Here is a 14,421-nt window from a genome sequence, read left to right on the forward strand (position 1 = left end):
ACCTCGTTTTTATTATCCCTGTATTTTTTCTTTTTTATTCCTGTTCCATATTACTTAATTTGGCTGCCTGGTCCGCTGCTGTCAGGCTGTCAATTAATTCATCTAAATCTCCATTCATAATGGAATCCAGCTTATGAAGTGTTAATTTGATTCTATGATCTGTAACACGTCCTTGCGGATAGTTATAGGTTCTGATCTTTTCTGAACGATCTCCAGTTCCGATCTGACTCTTTCTTTTGGCAGCCTCCTCATCATGTGCTTTCTGCTGTTCTAACTCATATAAACGAGAACGCAGAACTTTTAATGCCTTATCTTTATTCTTTAACTGTGATTTTTCATCCTGACACGAAACAACGATTCCTGTTGGAATATGTGTTAAACGTACCGCAGAATCTGTTGTATTGACACACTGTCCACCATTACCCGAAGCACGGAACACATCGAATTTACAATCATTCATATCAATTTCTACTTCTACATCTTCTACTTCCGGCATAATTGCTACCGTAATTGTTGACGTATGAATTCTTCCACCAGATTCTGTAGCTGGAATTCTCTGTACACGATGAACACCACTTTCATATTTAAATCTTGAATAAGCGCCTTGTCCAGATACCATAAATACCAGTTCCTTAAATCCACCGATTCCACTTTCATTAAAACTTAATGTATTTACTTTCCATCGTTTACTTTCTGCATAGTTTCTATACATACGCGCAACATCGGCAACAAATAAACCAGCTTCATCTCCACCTGCACCGGCACGCATTTCAACGATAATATTTTTATCATCCATCGGATCTTTTGGAATTAACAGAACTTTCAGTTCTCCTTCTAATCGTTCTACATTAGCTTTGGATTCGTTTAACTCTTCCTTTGCCAGTTCCTTCATATCTTCATCTGATTCTTCTTCCAAAAGTTCCAGACTTTCTTCTACATTTTGTTTTTCGGCTTTATATTCTTTATATTTTTCAACAATCGGTGTCAGTTCATTTTGTTCTTTCATCAAATCACGAAATCGATTCTGGTTAGATGCTACATCTGGATCATTCAATTCCTGCAACACCGTATCCAGACGGTCTACTAAACTTTCTAACTTATCAAACATTTTTTTCTCCTTCTTTTGCAAATCCAAAGACCAGACGGTCTAGTCCTGCTAAATCTTTTTTTATCTCAACAGAAACAAATCCCTGTGTTTCCATTAATTCCTTTACATCATTTCCCTGGTCATATCCGATCTCAAAAGCAAGCATTCCTCCTGCTTCCAGATAATGGCCGGCTTTTTTTATGATTTTCCGATAAAAATATAATCCGTCTTCTTTCCCATCAAGCGCAAGCATTGGTTCATGATTTCTCACTTCCGGCATAAGTTGTTTGCACTCTTTTGTTCTAATATATGGAGGATTAGAAATAATTAAATCATAAGTACCTTCTACATTTTCAAATAAGTCACTTTTTATAAATTTTACCATAGGCGAAAGATTTTCACCATTGGCTTTTGCAACTTTTAATGCCTTTTCACTAATATCTGTTCCTATACAAAGATCCGGTTTTAAGATCAAAGAGAGACTGATTGCAATACACCCAGAACCTGTACAAAGATCAAGAATCTTTTTGGGATGCTTTCCCTGTCTAATAACTTCTTCAAGAACAATTTCCGTATCTTGCCTTGGAATGAGAACATCCGGTGTTACCATAAAAGGATAGCCCATAAATTCCTGTGTACCAATTAAATATTGCAGCGGAATTCTTTCCTTCGTACGTTTTTTCAGCATTTCTTCATATTCCTGAATTCCTTTTTGATCGACAACTTCCTCTGTCATTCCAAAAAGATAATCTTCTCTACTTATATGAAAACAATGAGAAAACAAATACCAAGCTTCTCCTGAAGCATTTTCAATCTGATACTTTTCCATTTTTTCCTGGCCATATAAAATCCATTCTCTTCTATTCATACTTTTTTCTTTCCTTTTTTAGATATTCTCTCCAGTCAAATACTCCCTCAACCGAGGCAATAGCAACTTCTATCATGGATTCATCCGGTTCTTGTGTCGTAAGCTTCTGAAGACAAAGCCCTGGTTTACTAAACAGCTGAACAAATGGATGGTCACTTTTTCCTGCTAATCGTATAAATTCATAAGAAACTCCTGCTACCAATGGAAGAAAAAGAAGCCGCAGAACAATTCTGAGCCATATCGTACGAACACGGATAAAAAAGAAAAATACCATACTGATAATCATAACAATAAAAATAAAACTCGTTCCACATCGTTTGTGCAGTCTGGAATATTTTTTTACATTTTTCGGAGTTAAATCCTCCCCTGCCTCCAAACAATTAATTGTTTTATGTTCCGCTCCGTGGTACATAAAAACTCGCCGGATATCTTCCATTCTGGAAATTAACACAATATATCCAAGAAAAATGCCGATTCGAATCAGACCTTCCAGCAATAAAATGATATATTCATTTCTTATCCAGTGATGCAAAAGCTCAGATGCCAAATATGGAAGAATCATAAAAAGTCCAATGGACACAGCAAAAGAAACGATCATGATAAACGTCATCATAATCTTTTCTCCCTTTCCATTCCATATATTTTCTATAACTTTAGAAGCTTTCGTATCTTCCTCCTCATCTTCAAAAAAAGATGCCGAATAGTTTAGGGTTTTCATTCCGATTGCCATGGATTCAATGAAACTTACCATACCTCGTAAAATTGGAAGAGCAAATGCTGGATGTCTTTTTGAAAAGCTGACACAATCTTCTACTTTTGTCTCAATCTCACCATCAGGTTTTCGCACGGATACAGCATAACGATCTTCATTTTTCATCATAACGCCTTCCATGACTGCCTGACCGCCTATACGAATCGCCATTGTTATCTCCTTTTCATAAAAAAAGAAAAGGTTGAGATTTTGACAACCTCAACCCAATTCCTGATTTTTCTACTTAACACCATATTTACGATTGAACTTATCAATACGTCCACGAGCCTGAGTAGCTTTCTGCTGTCCTGTGTAGAATGAATGACATTTAGAGCAGATTTCTACGTGGATATCTTCCTTTGTAGACCCTGTTACAAATTCATTTCCGCAGTTACAAACTACTTTTGCCTGATAATATTTTGGATGGATTCCTTCACGCATGTTTTTTCACCTCTTCTAAAAATTTTGTTGGATTTTGCCAACTATTACATACTATGACTTTCGTCATTTCTTGTTTTAATAACAGCTTTATTATTCTATCATACTAAAAAAGAAAATGCAAATACTTTTTTATCTTCTTAAAAGAGATCTTTTCGTAAGTGCTACAAATTCCTGATTATTTTTCGTCCGTTTAAATAAATCAAGCATCTGTTCCAAAAATTCTTCCGAACGATTTCCAGCCAATTCTTTATGAAGTGCGGTTACAACAGTATGTTCATCTTTCGTAAGGAGTAACTCTTCCCTTCTTGTCCCAGACTTTGCAATATCGACTGCAGGAAAAATTCTTTTTTCGGATAATTTTCTGCTCAGAACGATTTCCATATTACCAGTTCCTTTAAATTCCTCAAAGATAACATCATCCATCTTACTTCCTGTTTCTACAAGTGCTGTGGCTAAAATCGTAAGACTTCCACCTTCTCTCATATTTCTTGCCGCGCCAAAAAATTTCTTTGGCATATAAAGAGCTGCAGGATCAAGTCCGCCAGTTAATGTTCTTCCACTTGGCGGAACCGTAAGGTTATAAGCTCTTGCAAGACGTGTAATACTATCAAGCAAAATGACAACATCTTCCTTATGTTCTACCAGACGTTTTGCTCGCTCCAAAACCATTTCCGATACCCTCTTATGATGTTCCGGCAGTTCATCAAATGTTGAATAAATAACTTCTACATTCTTTCCTTCAATAGATTCTTTAAAATCAGTTACTTCTTCTGGTCGTTCATCAATTAAAAGAACAATCAGTTTAATATCTTTATAATTTGCACTGATGCTTTGTGCCATCTGTTTTAATAACGTTGTTTTTCCCGTTTTGGGAGGTGAAACAATCATTCCACGCTGTCCTTTTCCCACTGGCGACAAGAGATCTACCATACGCATTGGCAAAGAGGCTGATCCAGTTTCAAGATTCAAACGCTCATTAGGAAAAATAGGTGTAAGATCTTCAAAATGCTTTCTTCTCGCTGCAACATCTGGTTTATAACCATTAACAGATTCTACAAAAAGAAGTGCACTAAACTTTTCACTTTGTGTTTTCACACGAATTGCTCCGGATAAAATATCTCCAGTCTTCAAGTTAAACTTCCGAATCTGTGCTGGAGATACATAAATATCATTTTCCCCCGGCAAATAATTTTCACATCGAATAAATCCATAGCCATCTGGCATAACTTCAAGAATTCCATTAGCCTTTTCCCCACTATCGAGACTCTTTATATTTTTAGGAAATTCCCTGTTATTTCCCTTCGCATGTCTTTGTTCATAATTATTATTATAATGCCTTCTTTCTTGCTTATGAACATGCATCTGTTCTCCCTGTCCATGTTCCATACGCTCTTCATTCGCCTTGGAGACTTCTTCTTTTTGCTTTTCCTGTTGCTGCTGATCATATTCTTCTAGTTTAGCGATCAGATCTTTTTTCTTAAGAGCAGATAGTCCTTTCATCTTTCGCTCTTTTGCAATTTCACGTAGTTCCACTACCGATTTTTCTTCATATATCATATAAGATTCTCCTTTGTTTTTGGGAAAATAGACGATTCGTCTATAGATTAGATATTATTATATTAACACATTTTGTCAGAATGTCCAATCATTTGTTCCCGCAATTTTCTCAGCACCTTTTTTTCCATACGCGAAACTTGTACCTGTGAGATTTTTAAAATTTTCGCAATTTCCTGTTGTGTTTTCCCCTGAAAATATCGGAAACGAATCAATTTTTCTTCTTCCTCCGTCAACATTTTCATCGATTCTTCCAATATGATATGATTTACAACATGCTCTTCTTCATTTTCTTCTTTCACAAGCCGATCCATGATTAAGATTTCACTCCCGTCCTTTTGATAAGTCGGACGCTGAAGAGATTCTATTTCCTTATTTGCCTCCATAGCAGCAACAATCTCCTCTCTTGCAAGATTCGTCTTTTCTGAGATTTCGTCTAATGTTGCTTCTCTTTGATATTCCATAGAAAATGCTTCTCTTGCTTTTTGAATTTTATAAGCATTCTCTTTTAATGATCGGCTGACTTTGATCATCCCATCATCTCTCAAAAAGCGTTTAATCTCTCCAGTAATCATGGGAACTGCATAAGTTGAAAATTTCACATCATAAGAAAGATCAAACTTATCAATTGCTTTCATAAGCCCAATACTTCCAATTTGAAATAAATCTTCCATCTCATATCCACGATTATGAAATCTTCTTACCACACTCCAAATTAATCCAAGATTCTCAAGAACAAGTGTCTCTCTAGCTTTTTCATCTCCTTCTTTTGTGAGCCTTAAAAGTTCTCTCACATCATTCATAAAGAGATTCTATGCCTCCAATCTTTCGAAACATCAAAACTTTTGTTCCTTTCCCCGGTGTTGATGTTACTTCTACCTTATCCATAAACGCTTCCATAAAAGAAAAACCCATCCCAGTTCTTTCTTCTTTTGCTTTTGTTGTGTACATTGGTTCCATTGCTTTTTTTACATCTTCAATTCCAATTCCAAAATCTTCTACTAAAATCCGAATCGTTTCATCTTGACTGGAAATATCTAAAATAATCTTTCCATTCGTATCATCATAGGCATGTACAATACTATTGGTTACTGCTTCTGAAACTGCTGTCTTTACATCCGACATTTCCTCCATCGTCGGATCAAATCGCATCATATAAGCTGCTGTTACCATACGAGCAATTCCTTCATTTTCAGATTCACTGTTAAATTCCAAATGTACCATTCTTTTTCCTCCCTTATTTCTCTTTTACAACCTGATGCAATCCTGCCATATGAACAATCCGACGGATGTTTTTATTCATATGACTAACGATCACACTTCCTCCCATCGGTTGTACCTGACGATATCTTCCAAGAATCATTCCAACGCCAGAACTATCCATAAATTCACTATTTGAAAAATCAAATTCAATGTCACGAATAGGATAAGATTTTAAAATAACATCGCATTGATATCGAACTTTTTGCGCCAGATGGTGATCTAACTCTCCATCTAGACGAATGTGCAATACTCTGTTTTCTACCTGATATTCTGTTGCCATAAGCTCTCCTTTCCTAATAAACCTTTCAAAGAAAAAAAGATAAAAGAAAGAAGCAGGAAAACTTCCATACTTCTTTCTTTTATCTTTTGTACCTTAATATTAACTATATTATTTCAACTCACAGTCAATAATTTCTCTCACTACCTTCGTTTCACTTCGTTAAAGTTTTTTTGTTTTTTTCTGTTGTAAACGATTAATCTGTGCCTGTGCACTTGTAGCATTGTTGGTAGAAGGGAATTTCTTAATAATTGCCTGGTATGTTTTAATCGCATTCTTCTTATCTTTGTTTGCTTCATAAGATTTTGCAAGATAAATATATGCATTAACATTGGTATCTTTAAATTTAATTGCCTTCTTCAAATAATTGATTGCACCTTTATAATTTCTTGAAACATATGCGCTATATCCTTTTCCATACAATCCGTTATATGCATAAGGAGTCACCTTTGTCTTAAGATCATCATAAATACTTTTCATATTTTTAGTTGTAAGTTTTGAACGATCAATTTCTACCAGCGCATTAGCTGCTTCTGTATAATTCTTATCTGCATACTGCTGCAATGCCTTTAATAATAAATCATAAACACCAGCTTTTTTGCTTGATCCGATATATTCTTTTAATTCATCTTCTGCTTTTTTCTGAGCATCCTGTGCAGCTTTTACTTTCTTATTATTATCTTTTAACTGTGTATCTTTTGCAAGAATTTGTTCCTGATAATCCTCTACCTGACTATTGCTTTTATGTTTAAAGCTCTGTTTTAATGTTGGATAGATCAAAACCGATGCAACAATTACACCAATGATAATCCCTGTTACCATATAAAACATCGGACTTTTGGATGGTCTGCCTTCTTCCACAGGACTGCTTGTAAATGGATTTTTCATCTTAGGTTTTTCAGATTCCTCCGTTGTCTTTATTTTTTCTTTTTTCTTTTCTTTTTTTTCTGCCTCTGCCGACTTTTTATCATTAGAAGATTCTGCTTTTACCTGAATTTCTTGCATATAATCTTTTGCCGACTGATTTTGTGGGTCCATAGAAAGAATTGTATCAAGCGCTTCTTTTGCAGATGCAGAATCCTTTGCTTTTATAGAAAGTAATGCGATTAACAAATATGCATCCGTAAAGTTCGGTATTGTTGCTACTACATTTTTCAGCTGAAGCATTGCTAAATCGTCATTTCCCTGCTTTGCATAATTTAAAGCCTGATTATATTTTTTTAGCATTTGGTTTGCTTTATATAATTCTGTTTTATTTTTCTTAATTTGTTCCAGTTCTTCTCCATCGAAATTTTCTTCTGCTGCTTCCAGGTCTGCACAAGGCTGAAATTTTTCCAACTCCTGGTTAAAATTTAACATTTCTCTACTTCCTCCTGACTGATATATTGTTTTGCGGTTCCGACCAGATAAAACGACCCGGCAACAAAACAGGCCGTATCATCTTCTTTATACATCATCATCTGGTCAAATGCGTCCTGAAACTGTTCGATGTCAACGTTTCTCCCGGAAATCTGAATATGATAAATTTTTTCAACTCCAGGTATTCTTTCAAGCATTTGACGCATAGTTTCTTCTTCATTTTTATGAGAGGCTGCAAAAAGAATCCTCTTTTTCCCAGGGAACTGTTTTTTCACAGTTTCACAGAAAGCCTCGATTCCCTGTATATTGTGAGCCACATCTGCAAAAACAGAAGGTGCAATCTCTTCCATTCTCCCTGGGAGTACAACTTTTTCTAACGCACTCCTAATATCAAATGCACTGATTGGCCCATCCAATATTTTTTCCGCCTCCAAAGCAAGGGAAAGATTTTCTTTTTGAAACGCTCCCCAAACTCTTCTCCTATCATACGCATTGACACTTAAAAAATCAATATATTTTCCATCTTTTTCATGAAAATTAAGATTATCTTCAGAAACTTCTATAAGTGGAGCTCCTTTTTTTGTCGCTTCCTGCTTAATCACATCAAAAACTTCCTTTTTTTGACGAGTACAAAGTACTGGAACTTCTTCTTTTATAATCCCGGCTTTATGTAAGGCAATTTCTTTTAATGTTGTCCCAAGAAATTCCATATGATCTAAACTAATCGTTGTCAAAATACATAATTTTGGCATAATTAAATTGGTCACGTCATAACGTCCGCCCATTCCGGTTTCAATGATACAAACATCTGGCTGTTTTTCTTGAAAACTTACCATTGCCATCAAAAATAAAAATTCAAAAAAAGATGGATGAACAAATCCCTCTTTCAGAGCCTTTTGTACCACCGTATATACTTTTGTAAAAACATTTTCAAAATCTTGCTGGCTGATATTTTCTCTATTCAAGCGAATGCGTTCGTTTATAGATAAAATATGCGGGGACGAAAAAACTCCAGTTGTTTTTCCTTTTTCCAAAAGCATTGATTCTAAAAATGCACACACGGATCCCTTCCCGTTTGTTCCTGCCACATGAACCAAACAAAGATCATGTTGTGGGCTTCCAAGACATTCCAACAAATATTTTATATTATCAAGTGATGTTTTTTTGGCGAATTTTGCTGTTCTATTTAAATAATCAAGACATTCTTTATATTTCATCTGCATCCCTTACTTTTTTACAAAGATCATATGTCACATCTTTCATATCTGTTACCACATAATCTGCGTCTTTTAATTTTTGATTTCCATACTCCTGATTTTGATATCCAATAACTTTCATTCCAGCCCGTTTTGCTGCAAGAGCTCCATTATCAGAATCTTCAATGACTAAACAGTGTTTGGGATCTACTCCAAGTTTTTGTGCCGCCTTTAAAAAGACATCTGGAAATGGTTTCGCATTTTTACATTCGTCACTCCCTGATACAATACTTTGAAAATAAGATCTCAGATTTAAAACATCCATCACACGATCAATTTCCTTTATTGGTGAAGAAGATGCAACTGCAATCGGAATCTTTTTCTCAGATAGTGATTTTATCAGGGCAATGGTTCCATCGATTGGCTGATAACCTTCTTTTTTAAGTCTCTTTTCCCTTTCATTTTCCATACCTTCAACACCTTGCTGTGCTGTTAAATCTGTAAGCCCTGTATGTTCTATAATTTGTTCCCATGCATATTTACTGGAAACACCAAAAAGTCTTTCATTAAATTTTTTATCAATGGATTTTCCAAAATGTGCAAGAAAATCGTTAATTGCATGAAAATACCCAGGTTCTGTATCTACAATAACACCATCCATATCAAAAATTACAGCTTTCAGCATAATTCACCTCTCAAAACTGCTTTCAATACCTGTAAAACACCATCTTCCTTGTTGGATGCAGTTAAAAAGTTCGCTGCTTGCTTTACTTCCTCTCTTGCATTCGCAACTGCAAAACTATGACTTGCACAATTTAACATTTCAATATCATTTAAATTATCTCCAAATGCAAGAGTCTCATCTGGAGTAATTCCGTAAGCATCCTGAAAATGTTTCAATGCAGAACCTTTTGTCACTCCTTTGTTCGAACAATCAATCCATTTTTCTCCCGAAACTACAGCATGAATTACACGATTCCATCGCTCTAAGAAATCTTGTCCAAGAATTTCTTCTGCACATCTGTGATGATAAACACTAACTTTGCATGCTCCATCAGCATATGCACATACATCATCTACCATTTCACCACGGTAACCATAATGATCTACAAGCTGCATTTTAATCCCATCATTTTCAAAATAACTCATATTATCTTGATTGACTACAATTTCACATCCTGGATATTGTCTCGCTTCCTCAATAAAAGCTCTTACAATTTCCGGCTGCATTTTATCAACATGCTGATATTGTTTTGAATAAATGCATGTTCCATTTTCTGATATTGCAATAATATCATCAATGACTGGACGGAATACTTTTTCAATGCTTGATCTTTGTCTTCCGCTTGCTGCTGCTACCAAGACACCTCGTTTTCTTAATTCACGAATCACATCATAATATTCCGGATTCAAATTTAATGTTCCTTCTTCCAGCAAAGTTCCATCAATATCGGTTGCAATTAATTTAATCATTTTCTTTCCTCTCTATAAATCCAGATCATAAGGGGTTACCTGATACACATAATAATTCAGCCAGTTATAATACATAGCATTTGCATGACATCTCCATGATTTTACCGGCGGCTTTGTCGGATCGTTATCTTTATAATAATTCTTTGGAATATCCGGATGGAGTCCTCTTTTTACATCCCTGACATACTCAAGATGAAGCGACATTACATCATATTCTGGATGTCCGGTTACAAAGATCTGGCTTCCTGTTTGATTTAAGATCAAATAAGGACCTGTTTCATCCGACTCTGCCGCAATTGTTAGTTCCTTATTATTACGGATAGCTTCTCCATCAACTCCTGTATTTCTTGACTGTGGTACATAAAATGTATCATCAAAACCACGAACCAATGGTATCTTATTATGCAGTGGATGATGCTCATAAACTCCCGATATTTTTTTATTTAAAATATGTTTTTTAATTCCATAATGATAATAAAGTCCTGCCTGGGCTGCCCAGCATATATGTAAGGTCGATGTTACATGAGTTTTCGACCATTCCATAATTTCAACAACCTCTTTCCAGTAATCAACTTCTTCAAATTCTTTTAATTCCACAGGTGCTCCTGTGATAATCAGTCCGTCAAAACGCTGACCTTTGATTTCTGAAAAATAATGGTAAAATTTTTCCATATGTGATTCCGGCACATGCGTCGGTACATAAGATTCTGTCTGCAAAAATGTAATATCCAATTGCAGCGGAGTATTGGAAAGGCTTCGCAGCAGATGAAGTTCCGTATCCAGCTTATTCGGCATCAAATTTAAAATCGCAATATGCAACGGACGAATATCCTGCATACACGCTCTTTCATTGTCCATTACAAACACATTTTCCTCTTCCAAAATTGCCTTTGCTGGCAGATCACTATCTATTCGAATTGGCATAACATTACACACTCCTTTTCCTGTCTTTTCTTTATTTTATCATAGCCAGAAAATCTTCTTCACTTAAAACCGGTATTCCAAGTTCTTTTGCTTTTTTATTCTTGGATGAGGAAGACTCTTTATCATTGTTAATCAAATAATCTGTTTTTTTAGAAACAGATCCGGTCGCTTTTCCTCCAAGTTGTTCAATCTTTTCCTGTAACTGTTTGCGATTATCAAAGTGTTCAAGCGATCCTGTGATTACAAAAGTCTTCCCGTCAAGAATAGCTTTCTGGCTTGTTTTTTCTTCTTTTTTAAATTGTAAAAACGACAAAAGTTTTTTAAGAACTTCCTGATTATGTGGTGTCGCGAAATAAGATACCATTGCCTCGCCGATCATTGGACCAATCTGATCGATTGCTACGAAATCTTCTACCTTCGCATGACAAATCAAATCAAAATTATCCTCAAAATAACGACAAATTAATTTAGCATTCGAAAGTCCAACATTTTCAATTCCAAGACTGTAAATAAAATTAGCTAAAAACGGATGCCTTGCATTTTCAATCGCATGGATTAAATTTTCATAGGATTTTTCCCCAAACCCTTTCATTTCAATAATTTCTTCTTTGTACTGACTTAATGTAAATAAATCATACAATTCTTTTAAAAATCCCTTTTCAATCATTCTGCTTAATATAGCCTCAGATAATCCATCAACATTTAATGCATCTCTTGATACAAAATGAGAAAATGATTTTAATTTTTTTGCACTGCAAAATTGATTGGTACATCGAAGTGTTTTTACTCCATTATCCATTTCAATTTTTGTAATACCACCACACGCCGGGCAAACTTTTGGAATCTCTATATGTCCGCTTCTTGTCTTATTTTCGGCAAGTTGTGGTATGATCATATTTGCTTTATATACGGTGATTTCATCCCCGATTCCAAGTTCTAATTCTTCCATCACACTAATATTATGAAGACTTGCCCGGCTTACCGTCGTTCCTTCTAGTTCTACTGGTTCAAAGATTGCTACTGGATTGATCAGACCAGTTCTCGACGGACTCCATTCTACTTCTAAGAGCTTTGTATCTGCGGTTTCATCTGCCCACTTAAATGCAATGGAATCTTTTGGGAACTTTGCAGTTCTCCCAAGGCTTTTCCCATATGCAATATCATCATACAACAGAACAAGTCCATCCGAAGGAAGATCAAAATCTTTGATCTTTTTTGAAAACTGTTCGATAACTTCTTCTATATTATCTTTTGTTACTTTTACATAAGGTACCATTTCAAATCCAAGAGTTTGTGCCCATTGAATTTTTTCTTCCATAGAATTATGGAAATCTACATCTGCAACTTCTCCAATACTAAATCCATAAAAATGAACCTTTCTCTTTGCCGTAATTTCACTGTTTAATTGTCTTACGGAACCACTGCATAAATTTCTCGGATTTTTGTACTGACTATCCACGTCCTCCAATTGCTCATTCACTTCTTTAAAAACGGAATATGGAATCACAGCTTCTCCTCGAATAACCAGCGTTCCATGATAAGAAATTTTTCTTGGAATATTGACAAATACCCTTGCATTGCTTGTTACAACCTCGCCAACTTCTCCATTTCCTCTTGTTACTGCTTTCTCAAGCTGACCATTTTCATAAGTCAATACAATCGTTAATCCATCCAATTTCCACGACAAAAGTCCACTTTGCTCTCCAAGCCATTCCTTAAGTTCCAATGGCTCTTTTGTCTTATCGAGGGAAAGCATTGGTGACGGATGGGTCTCTTTTGCAAGAGATGTCATCAATTCGTATCCTACATGAATCGTTGGACTATTTGATAAAACAGTTCCTGTTTCCTCTTCCAGCTTTTTTAGCTCATCATACATTTTATCATATTCAAAATTGCTGATAATCTCCTTATTTTCCTGATAGTATGCCTTTCCTGCTTCATTTAGCACACGAATCAGCTCTTTCATTCTATCTAATTGACTCACGATCCAGTTCCTCTCTTAATTGATGTAGTTCCCTGCCTTTTAACTCTCTGTAAGACCCTTCTTTCAGATCTCCAAGTTTGATATTCATTACACGAACCCTTTTTAGTTTCGTTACCCGATACCCAAAATATTCACACATTCGACGAATCTGACGATTTAATCCTTGTGTCAAAATAATCCGGAATTGATAAGGACCTTCTTTTGTTACCTTACATTTTCTTGTTACTGCTCCAATTTCATCTAATGGCACAGGTTTTCGCATTCCATCTAAAAATTCCTTTGTAATTCTTTTATTTACAGTAACCTCATATTCTTTTTCATGATAATTACGTGCCTTCATGATCTGATTGGCAGCCTCTCCATCATTTGTTAGTAAAATAAGCCCTTGTGAATCTTTATCAAGTCTTCCTACTGGATAAATTCTTTGCGGATAATTTAAATAATCAATGATATTATCTTTCTCTTTTTTGCTTGAGGTACAAACAATTCCTCTTGGCTTATGAAAGGCAAGAAAAATCAAGTTTTCTTGAATTTTTACCGGCTTTCCGCAAAATGTTACTTCCTGTCCAGGCATCACTTTATCTCCGCTAACTGCGACTTCTCCGTCAATCAGAACTTTTCCTTGTTCCACATAAGTATCCGCCTGTCTTCTAGAACAAATACCTGCCTGACTTAAATATTTATTAATACGGACAGCTCCATCTATTTTTCTCTTATTTTCTTCCATTTCCTGCTGCTACTCAAAATTCTGATTGATTCTTTGATAAAGTTTCTGTATCTTGAAAACTTGTTTTTGGATATTTTGCCGAGTAGCTCCTCCTTTTCTTTTTATGAAATGTAAACTTATCCCAAGATATCATATTAGATGGTAACATAATCCTTAAAAAAATGCAAAAGAGATATTACAGCATTTTTATACACTGTAATATCTCTTTATTTTTATTTTATGTTTACTTCAATATCTGTATAGAATCTTACATTCTACCGCCCGCAATCAGGCTGCAGTTCAAATCTCCTCGGCAAAATATCCAAGATCTCCAAGAATTTCTTTTGCCCTTTCTACAACTTCGTCATCAGCATCAATGGTTATCGTTTTATCACTCAGGTCTATCTCTGCCTCAATATCGGCATCCTCAAGTCCGTTCTTAATTCTGTCGACGCAATGATCACACATCATATCGTCTGCCTTTAATACTGTCATATCTGTTATTCTTTCCTCCTATCACAGTTGTTGTATACTTTTA

The 14,421-nt window shown here is 35.4% G+C and carries 16 protein-coding genes; all 16 read right to left on the reverse strand.

Annotated features, from left to right (window positions below; all coding sequences use genetic code 11):
* Window positions 1–34: 34 nt before the first annotated feature.
* The 16 genes from prfA to KQI71_RS01485 all read right to left on the reverse strand — a co-directional run bounded on the left by prfA (window position 35) and on the right by KQI71_RS01485 (window position 14,378).
* The gene (gene prfA, locus KQI71_RS01410) at window positions 35–1,108 is read right to left on the reverse strand and encodes a peptide chain release factor 1 (RefSeq protein ID WP_216433344.1); all 1,074 of its coding nucleotides are present in this window, start codon (window positions 1,106–1,108) and stop codon (window positions 35–37) included.
* Window positions 1,101–1,955: a peptide chain release factor N(5)-glutamine methyltransferase gene (gene prmC, locus KQI71_RS01415; RefSeq protein ID WP_216433346.1), complete on the reverse strand. Its 855-nt coding sequence runs from the start codon at window positions 1,953–1,955 to the stop codon at window positions 1,101–1,103. The genes prfA and prmC overlap by 8 nt, the downstream gene beginning before the upstream one ends.
* Window positions 1,948–2,877, reverse strand: coding sequence for a DUF1385 domain-containing protein (locus KQI71_RS01420; protein ID WP_216433347.1), 930 nt, complete (start codon window positions 2,875–2,877; stop codon window positions 1,948–1,950). The genes prmC and KQI71_RS01420 overlap by 8 nt, the downstream gene beginning before the upstream one ends.
* A 69-nt stretch (window positions 2,878–2,946) precedes the next feature.
* A complete protein-coding gene (gene rpmE / locus KQI71_RS01425; protein WP_022374625.1) occupies window positions 2,947–3,147 on the reverse strand; it encodes a 50S ribosomal protein L31 in 201 nt (66 codons plus the stop codon).
* A gap of 129 nt (window positions 3,148–3,276) precedes the next feature.
* On the reverse strand, window positions 3,277–4,704 hold the full coding sequence (rho, locus tag KQI71_RS01430; protein WP_216433349.1) for a transcription termination factor Rho: 1,428 nt from the start codon (window positions 4,702–4,704) through the stop codon (window positions 3,277–3,279).
* 62 nt (window positions 4,705–4,766) lie between these two features.
* Window positions 4,767–5,504, reverse strand: a complete 738-nt coding sequence (locus tag KQI71_RS01435) for a SigF/SigG family RNA polymerase sporulation sigma factor (protein WP_216433351.1) — start codon at window positions 5,502–5,504, stop codon at window positions 4,767–4,769.
* The gene (gene spoIIAB / locus KQI71_RS01440) at window positions 5,497–5,925 is read right to left on the reverse strand and encodes an anti-sigma F factor (protein ID WP_216433353.1); all 429 of its coding nucleotides are present in this window, start codon (window positions 5,923–5,925) and stop codon (window positions 5,497–5,499) included. Before spoIIAB ends, KQI71_RS01435 begins: the two co-directional genes overlap by 8 nt.
* 13 nt (window positions 5,926–5,938) lie before the next feature.
* Window positions 5,939–6,244, reverse strand: a complete 306-nt coding sequence (locus tag KQI71_RS01445) for an STAS domain-containing protein (RefSeq protein WP_216433355.1) — start codon at window positions 6,242–6,244, stop codon at window positions 5,939–5,941.
* Between the two features lie 159 nt (window positions 6,245–6,403).
* Window positions 6,404–7,600, reverse strand: a complete 1,197-nt coding sequence (locus tag KQI71_RS01450) for a tetratricopeptide repeat protein (RefSeq protein ID WP_216433357.1) — start codon at window positions 7,598–7,600, stop codon at window positions 6,404–6,406.
* Window positions 7,594–8,817: a bifunctional folylpolyglutamate synthase/dihydrofolate synthase gene (locus tag KQI71_RS01455; RefSeq protein WP_216433359.1), complete on the reverse strand. Its 1,224-nt coding sequence runs from the start codon at window positions 8,815–8,817 to the stop codon at window positions 7,594–7,596. The genes KQI71_RS01450 and KQI71_RS01455 overlap by 7 nt, the downstream gene beginning before the upstream one ends.
* Window positions 8,807–9,481 carry an HAD family hydrolase gene (locus KQI71_RS01460; RefSeq protein WP_253287874.1) on the reverse strand — a complete coding sequence of 225 codons (675 nt, stop codon included), beginning with the start codon at window positions 9,479–9,481 and terminating at the stop codon, window positions 8,807–8,809. The genes KQI71_RS01455 and KQI71_RS01460 overlap by 11 nt, the downstream gene beginning before the upstream one ends.
* Window positions 9,475–10,269 carry an HAD family hydrolase gene (locus KQI71_RS01465; RefSeq protein WP_216433361.1) on the reverse strand — a complete coding sequence of 265 codons (795 nt, stop codon included), beginning with the start codon at window positions 10,267–10,269 and terminating at the stop codon, window positions 9,475–9,477. Before KQI71_RS01465 ends, KQI71_RS01460 begins: the two co-directional genes overlap by 7 nt.
* 12 nt (window positions 10,270–10,281) lie before the next feature.
* Window positions 10,282–11,193, reverse strand: a complete 912-nt coding sequence (locus tag KQI71_RS01470) for a homoserine O-succinyltransferase (protein ID WP_216433364.1) — start codon at window positions 11,191–11,193, stop codon at window positions 10,282–10,284.
* A 31-nt stretch (window positions 11,194–11,224) separates the two neighbouring features.
* On the reverse strand, window positions 11,225–13,180 hold the full coding sequence (gene ligA, locus KQI71_RS01475; protein ID WP_216433562.1) for an NAD-dependent DNA ligase LigA: 1,956 nt from the start codon (window positions 13,178–13,180) through the stop codon (window positions 11,225–11,227).
* Window positions 13,161–13,904, reverse strand: a complete 744-nt coding sequence (locus tag KQI71_RS01480) for a pseudouridine synthase (RefSeq protein ID WP_216433366.1) — start codon at window positions 13,902–13,904, stop codon at window positions 13,161–13,163. Before KQI71_RS01480 ends, ligA begins: the two co-directional genes overlap by 20 nt.
* Window positions 13,905–14,183: 279 nt before the next feature.
* The gene (locus KQI71_RS01485; RefSeq protein ID WP_216433368.1) at window positions 14,184–14,378 is read right to left on the reverse strand and encodes a heavy-metal-associated domain-containing protein; all 195 of its coding nucleotides are present in this window, start codon (window positions 14,376–14,378) and stop codon (window positions 14,184–14,186) included.
* Between the last annotated feature and the right edge of the window lie 43 nt (window positions 14,379–14,421).

Source organism: Anaerostipes sp. MSJ-23 (assembly GCF_018918155.1).
GTDB lineage: Bacteria > Bacillota > Clostridia > Lachnospirales > Lachnospiraceae > Anaerostipes.

Excerpts from the sequence above, each read along its gene's own strand:
- KQI71_RS01465 (WP_216433361.1), bottom strand. The coding sequence starts at position 10,269 with ATGATTAAATTAATTGCAACCGATATTGATGGAACTTTGCTGGAAGAA.
- KQI71_RS01420 (WP_216433347.1), bottom strand. The coding sequence starts at position 2,877 with ATGGCGATTCGTATAGGCGGTCAGGCAGTCATGGAAGGCGTTATGATG.
- prfA (WP_216433344.1), bottom strand. The coding sequence starts at position 1,108 with ATGTTTGATAAGTTAGAAAGTTTAGTAGACCGTCTGGATACGGTGTTG.
- rpmE (WP_022374625.1), bottom strand. The coding sequence starts at position 3,147 with ATGCGTGAAGGAATCCATCCAAAATATTATCAGGCAAAAGTAGTTTGT.
- KQI71_RS01485 (WP_216433368.1), bottom strand. The coding sequence starts at position 14,378 with ATGACAGTATTAAAGGCAGACGATATGATGTGTGATCATTGCGTCGAC.
- prmC (WP_216433346.1), bottom strand. The coding sequence starts at position 1,955 with ATGAATAGAAGAGAATGGATTTTATATGGCCAGGAAAAAATGGAAAAG.
- KQI71_RS01460 (WP_253287874.1), bottom strand. The coding sequence starts at position 9,481 with ATGCTGAAAGCTGTAATTTTTGATATGGATGGTGTTATTGTAGATACA.
- KQI71_RS01455 (WP_216433359.1), bottom strand. The coding sequence starts at position 8,817 with ATGAAATATAAAGAATGTCTTGATTATTTAAATAGAACAGCAAAATTC.
- KQI71_RS01435 (WP_216433351.1), bottom strand. The coding sequence starts at position 5,504 with ATGAATGATGTGAGAGAACTTTTAAGGCTCACAAAAGAAGGAGATGAA.
- KQI71_RS01445 (WP_216433355.1), bottom strand. The coding sequence starts at position 6,244 with ATGGCAACAGAATATCAGGTAGAAAACAGAGTATTGCACATTCGTCTA.
- rho (WP_216433349.1), bottom strand. The coding sequence starts at position 4,704 with ATGATATATGAAGAAAAATCGGTAGTGGAACTACGTGAAATTGCAAAA.
- KQI71_RS01480 (WP_216433366.1), bottom strand. The coding sequence starts at position 13,904 with ATGGAAGAAAATAAGAGAAAAATAGATGGAGCTGTCCGTATTAATAAA.
- KQI71_RS01470 (WP_216433364.1), bottom strand. The coding sequence starts at position 11,193 with ATGCCAATTCGAATAGATAGTGATCTGCCAGCAAAGGCAATTTTGGAA.
- spoIIAB (WP_216433353.1), bottom strand. The coding sequence starts at position 5,925 with ATGGTACATTTGGAATTTAACAGTGAATCTGAAAATGAAGGAATTGCT.
- KQI71_RS01450 (WP_216433357.1), bottom strand. The coding sequence starts at position 7,600 with ATGTTAAATTTTAACCAGGAGTTGGAAAAATTTCAGCCTTGTGCAGAC.